We start from the raw sequence: 5,349 nt of genomic DNA on the forward strand, positions 1-5,349 counted from the left end.
AGGGAGCTAGTCTTAGCTCCTACTTGGTTTCAGGGGACAAAAAAGGGGCAATAGCGCTTCGAGAAAGATTATACTCTTCGAAAATCTCTTCAAACCACGTCAGCGTCGCCTTGCCGTAGGTATGGTTACTGACTTCGTCAGTTCTATCCACAACCTCAAAACAGTGTTTTGAGCTGACTTCGTCAGTTCTATCTACAACCTCAAAACAGTGTTTTGAGCAGCCTGCGGCTAGCTTCCTAGTTTGCTCTTTGATTTTCATTGAGTATAAAAGTGCTCCATGCCATATTTTACATAGCATTAGTCTTCTAAAAATGGACAAAAAACATTGTAAAGGCTATCAAAAAGGAGTATAATGAGTGAAAGAAATTTCGGAGGTGAAAGATGCTAGAAGTAAGAAGTCTAGAGAAAAGTTTTGGACCCAAACAAGTTTTGTTTGGTATTGACTTTCAAGCGCGACCAGGTCGTATTTTGGGATTAGTAGGAAAAAATGGTGCTGGGAAGACAACGATTTTCCACAGTATTTTGAAGTTTTTAGAATACCAGGGAGAAATCGGTCTGGATGGTCAGGATATTCGTCAGGAGACCTATGCTCGGATTGGTTATCTGCCTGAAGAACGCAGTCTCATGCCTAAATTGACAGTCCTTGAGCAAGTTCGCTATTTGGCGACTCTAAAAGGCATGGATGCCAAGGAAATCAAGGAAAAACTCCCTCAATGGATGAAGAGGTTGGAAGTGAAAGGGAAGCTGACAGATAAAATTAAGAGTCTGTCAAAAGGAAATCAGCAGAAGATTCAGCTCATCATTACTCTGATTCATGAGCCAGACTTGATTATCTTGGATGAGCCTTTCAGTGGATTGGACCCAGTCAATACAGAATTGCTCAAGCAAGTCATTTTTCAAGAAAAAGAACGTGGGGCAACCATTATCTTTTCTGACCATGTCATGACCAACGTCGAGGAGCTTTGTGACGATATTCTCATGATCCGAGATGGCCGTGTGGTCTTGCATGGACCAGTTCAGGATGTCCGAAATCAATACGGGAAAACACGTCTCTTTGTTTCAAGTGAACGAAGCAAGGAAGAATTGGAAAACCTTCCTCATGTCAAACAGGTGAGCTTGACCAAACAAGGTAGTTGGAAATTGATCTTGGAGGATGAGAGTGCTGGTAGAGAACTCTTCCCAATCTTGACTCAAGGGCAATATATCGCAACCTTTGACCAACAAGCGCCAACTATCGATGAAATCTTTAAACTAGAATCAGGAGTGGAAGTATGGGAAATGTGTGGGTTGTAATCAAGGAAACCTATCTTAGACATGTCAAATCGTGGAGTTTCTTCTTTATGGTGATTTCACCGTTCCTCTTTTTAGGAATCTCTGGAGGAATTGCTTATCTCCAAGGCTCTTCAATGGCTAAAAATGATAAAGTGGCAGTAGTGACAACAGTGCCATCTGTAGCAGAAGGACTGAAGAATGTAAATGGTGTTAATTTTGACTACAAAGACGAAGCAAGTGCCAAAGAAGCGATTAAAGATGAAAAATTAAAAGGCTATCTGACTATTGACCAAGAGGATAGTGTCTTGAAGGCAGTTTATCATGGCGAAACGTCGCTTGAAAATGGAATTAAATTTGCAGTTACAGATACACTCAATGAACTGCAAAATCAGCTTAATCGTTCAACTGCTTCCTTGTCTCAAGAGCAGGAAAAACGCTTAGCGCAGACAATTCAATTCACAGAAAAGATTGATGAAGCCAAGGAAAATAAAAAGTTTATTCAAACAATTGCAGCAGGCGCCTTAGGATTCTTTCTTTATATGATTCTGATTACCTATGCGGGTGTAACAGCTCAGGAAGTTGCCAGTGAAAAAGGCACCAAAATTATGGAAGTCGTCTTTTCTAGCACAAGGGCTAGTCACTATTTCTATGCGCGGATGATGGCTCTGTTTCTGGTGATTTTAACGCATATCGGGATTTATGTGGTAGGTGGTCTGGCAGCCATTCTACTCTTTAAAGATTTGCCATTCTTGGCTCAGTCTGGTATTTTGGATCACTTGGGAGATGCTATCTCACTGAATACCTTGTTCTTTATTTTGGTCAGTCTCTTTATGTACGTCGTCTTGGCTGCCTTTCTAGGTTCTATGGTTTCTCGTCCTGAGGACTCAGGAAAAGCCTTGTCGCCTTTGATGATTTTGATTATGGGTGGTTTTTTTGGAGTGACAGCTCTAGGTGCAGCTGGTGACAATCTCATCTTGAAGATTGGTTCTTATATTCCCTTTATTTCGACCTTCTTTATGCCATTTAGAACTATTAATGGCTATGCAGGGGGAGTAGAAGCATGGATTTCACTTGCTATTACAGTGATTTTTGCGGTGGTAGCAACAGGATTTATCGGACGCATGTATGCCAGCCTAGTCCTTCAAACAGATGATTTAGGGATTTGGAAAACATTTAAACGTGCCTTATCTTATAAATAGAAGAGCCTCGCGAAAGCGAGGTTTTTTAGAGATAAAAAGAGTGGAATCACGAACCTAATTATGCACACATTATGTAAACAGGTTGCTTGAGAACTCAATTGTATAGTGAACTGAATCTGGAATAGGATAATATTGCTTCTAAAACATTCTTATAAATTGATTTGAATTCCAAAACCAGGGTGTGCAATTCTTATTTCCCATCACTTTATTTATTGATTATGATAGAACTCTTATCGGTCTGTAACAAAATTTCAATAATATAAAAACGCATCCTATCAGGACTCAACTTGATAGGATGCGTTTTTTGATTGTGAAGACTTTTCATCCAGCCTCTTTATGTGATAAAGTATCGTTAATATTCAATGAAAATCAGACTGGGAAGTTAGCGGAAGGCTCCTCGAAACATAGTTTTGAGGTTGAGGAACTGACCAAGTCAGTAACGTATACACACTAAGGACAAGCTGACGTGGTTTGAAGAGTATAAAAATCTGTTTCGTAAGCATCCAATAATAGGGTGTTTTGATAGTGTCATCATTTGGATAAGCATTATAGTATAGTGATATGAAATCAACTAAACTAAATAAGAAATATAGATTATCAAAACTCTTTGAAAAGATTGCATTAAATCTAAATAACATAGACGTCTTCAGCGTGTGCTGTCTCATCTTATGCGAAAATCTTATAAGGAGAGTATAGAAAATCTCGGTTGTAATCAACTAACTGATTGGAGAAATGTATAAATATGAGAAGTTAGCCCCCCATGTCACTACCATAATGAGATTGCTCGAATTCCTTGCTTTTTATACTCAATGAAAATCAAAGAGCAAACTAGCCGCAGGCTGCTCAAAACAGTGTTTTGAGGTTGTGGATAAGACTGACGAAGTCAGTTACCTATACCTACGGCAAGGCGACGTTGACGCGGTTTGAAGAGATTTTCGAAGAGTATTAACTCAATATCAAACTAGCTACGATGGGGCTGACAAAGACATAGAGAATACCAGTGACACCGATAGCCAAACCACCCATGGCTCCTGCTACAGAGCCGTATCGGAAGGCTGTTCCTGTTCCAACTGCATGGCCTGTTCCTCCAAGGGAAAGACCAACAGCTACTGGGTCGTCAATTTTCAACCACTTCAAAAGGGTTGGTCCGATGACACTGGTTAAAATCCCAGTTGCCACGACTACCACCAAGGTCACGGTCGTCAGACCTTGCAATTTTTCTGTGATTCCCACTGCCATGGCGGTTGTTACTGACTTGGGAAAGAGAGAAATGGCTAGGAAAAAGTCCATACCAAAGATTTTGGCCACAAGGGCTGTGAAAGAGGTATTGACAACTACTGCTAGCAGACTACCAAAGAGAATACTCCGAGCATGGTGCTTCATCAAATGAAAACTCTTGTAAAGCGGAATCCCCAAAGCCACTGTCGACGGGACAATCAAGTTGTTCAGATAAACCCCACCTTGGTAGTAATCTTGATAAGAAATACCCGTCACCTTAAGAAAAATAATGATAAAAATAGCCGACAAAAGCAGGGGCGTTGTCAATGGATGAGGAAAACGTCTGTAAATCAACATCCCCACTAGATAAGCTAGGATAGACAGGGCAAGCCCAAATAGGGGATTGGAAACAAATTCACTCATTTGGCATCTCCTTTCTCATAATCTCCCTCAAACCGTCGTTTGATAAACTGAACTACCAAGGCTATGAGGATAATATTGACAACTGCTGCAAAAAAGACAATCAAAACAATGGGTAGGAGATAGGGAGCAATCACATCAAACTTTTCCATGATTCCTACTGCTGGCGGCAAAAAGAGAATGGTCATATTGGCCAGCAAGAAATTCCCCACCATGTTGACATGCCTAGTTCTCAACCATTTGAATTGTAGGGATAGAAAGAGAATAATCAAGCCGATAATACTGCCTGGGATGGGCAAATGAAAGAAACTGGAAATCCCCTCTCCGATTAGAGAAATCACAAAGAGAATCATTAATTGAACATATAATTTCATCCTAAACTCCACGAAATAGACTTCTTGAATACCAGTTTACTCTTTTTTCAGAAAATTTCAAGGAAATGAACAAGGGATAATGAAAATTAAAGAACAAACTAGGAAGTCAGCTGCATGTTACTCAAAGTAAAGTGTTGGGGTTGTAGGTCAAACTGACATAGTTTGAAGCGATTTTCGAAGAATATTACTTTTCTTTGCTTAAGTGAATGACTTGGTCGTAGTTTTTTAAGTCCTCTTCTGTGTAGTGGTGAATGACTTCTATGACTGTTTGAGGTTGGGAGAAGAGCAAGTCGCTAATTTTTCTGCTATTTTCCGAGTCAAGATTGGCCTTAATCTCGTCTGCTAAGATGAGTTGGCTATCATGGTAGAGGGCGCGGGCGATTTCTAGGCGTTGTTTCTCGCCACCAGACAGACTATCATTGCTGAGCGTTCGATTTTTCAAATGTTCTAAACCTGTTTTTTTGAGTATATGATTTAGCGTTTGCTTTTATCTAAAATACTTCATATAAAAATGTAAATTTTTGGGGGATATACAATTAAATGAAAATATCGTAATGACACAGATTGAAACAAAAAGCGAACAAAACAGAATTCATTGTTTCGATTCGCTTTTCGTATTATTATCTAGTTTTTTTGTAGCTCTGATAACATTTAGTCTGAGCATGTACACTAATAGCTGAAGGAATAAAATGTATACTTTAGATTATTTCCAAGCGCCACCGGTATCTACACAGTAACCACCAGGTGTATAGGTGTTGTGAAGCATCTTACCAGTTGAAGCAAGGTAATACCAAGATCTGCTATCTTTCACCCAGCCTGTTAACATAGCACCTGAGTCTTTTAGGTAATATAGTTGCTTAGTTTCA

The 5,349-nt window shown here is 39.7% G+C and carries 6 protein-coding genes and 2 pseudogenes; 3 read left to right on the top strand and 5 right to left on the bottom strand.

Annotated features, from left to right (window positions below):
• Positions 1-19: 19 nt before the first annotated feature.
• The gene (locus HT723_RS11685; RefSeq protein ID WP_240154936.1) at positions 20-259 is read right to left on the bottom strand and encodes a hypothetical protein; all 240 of its coding nucleotides are present in this window, start codon (positions 257-259) and stop codon (positions 20-22) included.
• 122 nt (positions 260-381) lie between these two features.
• Between HT723_RS11685 and HT723_RS08870 the strand changes: the two genes are divergently transcribed.
• From HT723_RS08870 to HT723_RS11690, 3 genes and pseudogenes are all read left to right on the top strand, one after another.
• Positions 382-1,293, top strand: coding sequence for an ABC transporter ATP-binding protein (locus tag HT723_RS08870; RefSeq protein WP_172935054.1), 912 nt, complete (start codon positions 382-384; stop codon positions 1,291-1,293).
• The gene (locus tag HT723_RS08875; protein WP_172935055.1) at positions 1,272-2,471 is read left to right on the top strand and encodes an ABC transporter permease; all 1,200 of its coding nucleotides are present in this window, start codon (positions 1,272-1,274) and stop codon (positions 2,469-2,471) included. Before HT723_RS08870 ends, HT723_RS08875 begins: the two co-directional genes overlap by 22 nt.
• Before the next feature lie 587 nt (positions 2,472-3,058).
• Positions 3,059-3,208: pseudogene (locus tag HT723_RS11690) on the top strand (IS630 family transposase); the annotation flags it as partial.
• A gap of 208 nt (positions 3,209-3,416) precedes the next feature.
• Here HT723_RS11690 and HT723_RS08880 read toward each other — a convergent pair.
• From HT723_RS08880 to HT723_RS08895, 4 genes and pseudogenes are all read right to left on the bottom strand, one after another.
• On the bottom strand, positions 3,417-4,112 hold the full coding sequence (locus HT723_RS08880) for an LrgB family protein (RefSeq protein WP_001288943.1): 696 nt from the start codon (positions 4,110-4,112) through the stop codon (positions 3,417-3,419).
• Positions 4,109-4,483, bottom strand: a complete 375-nt coding sequence (locus HT723_RS08885) for a CidA/LrgA family protein (protein ID WP_000781328.1) — start codon at positions 4,481-4,483, stop codon at positions 4,109-4,111. Before HT723_RS08885 ends, HT723_RS08880 begins: the two co-directional genes overlap by 4 nt.
• Before the next feature lie 184 nt (positions 4,484-4,667).
• Positions 4,668-4,970: pseudogene (locus HT723_RS08890) on the bottom strand (ATP-binding cassette domain-containing protein); the annotation flags it as partial.
• Between the two features lie 216 nt (positions 4,971-5,186).
• Positions 5,187-5,349 (bottom strand): choline-binding protein A (locus HT723_RS08895; RefSeq protein ID WP_155465491.1); only part of this gene is annotated, 163 nt, incomplete at its 5' end.

The sequence above is a fragment of the Streptococcus sp. 2106 genome (assembly GCF_013277315.1).
Classification (GTDB): domain Bacteria; phylum Bacillota; class Bacilli; order Lactobacillales; family Streptococcaceae; genus Streptococcus; species Streptococcus pseudopneumoniae.

What these genes read in the sequence shown, in the direction of transcription:
- HT723_RS11685 (WP_240154936.1), bottom strand. Translation starts at nt 259, where the DNA reads ATGAAAATCAAAGAGCAAACTAGGAAGCTAGCCGCAGGCTGCTCAAAA.
- HT723_RS08870 (WP_172935054.1), top strand. Translation starts at nt 382, where the DNA reads ATGCTAGAAGTAAGAAGTCTAGAGAAAAGTTTTGGACCCAAACAAGTT.
- HT723_RS08875 (WP_172935055.1), top strand. Translation starts at nt 1,272, where the DNA reads ATGGGAAATGTGTGGGTTGTAATCAAGGAAACCTATCTTAGACATGTC.
- HT723_RS08880 (WP_001288943.1), bottom strand. Translation starts at nt 4,112, where the DNA reads ATGAGTGAATTTGTTTCCAATCCCCTATTTGGGCTTGCCCTGTCTATC.
- HT723_RS08885 (WP_000781328.1), bottom strand. Translation starts at nt 4,483, where the DNA reads ATGAAATTATATGTTCAATTAATGATTCTCTTTGTGATTTCTCTAATC.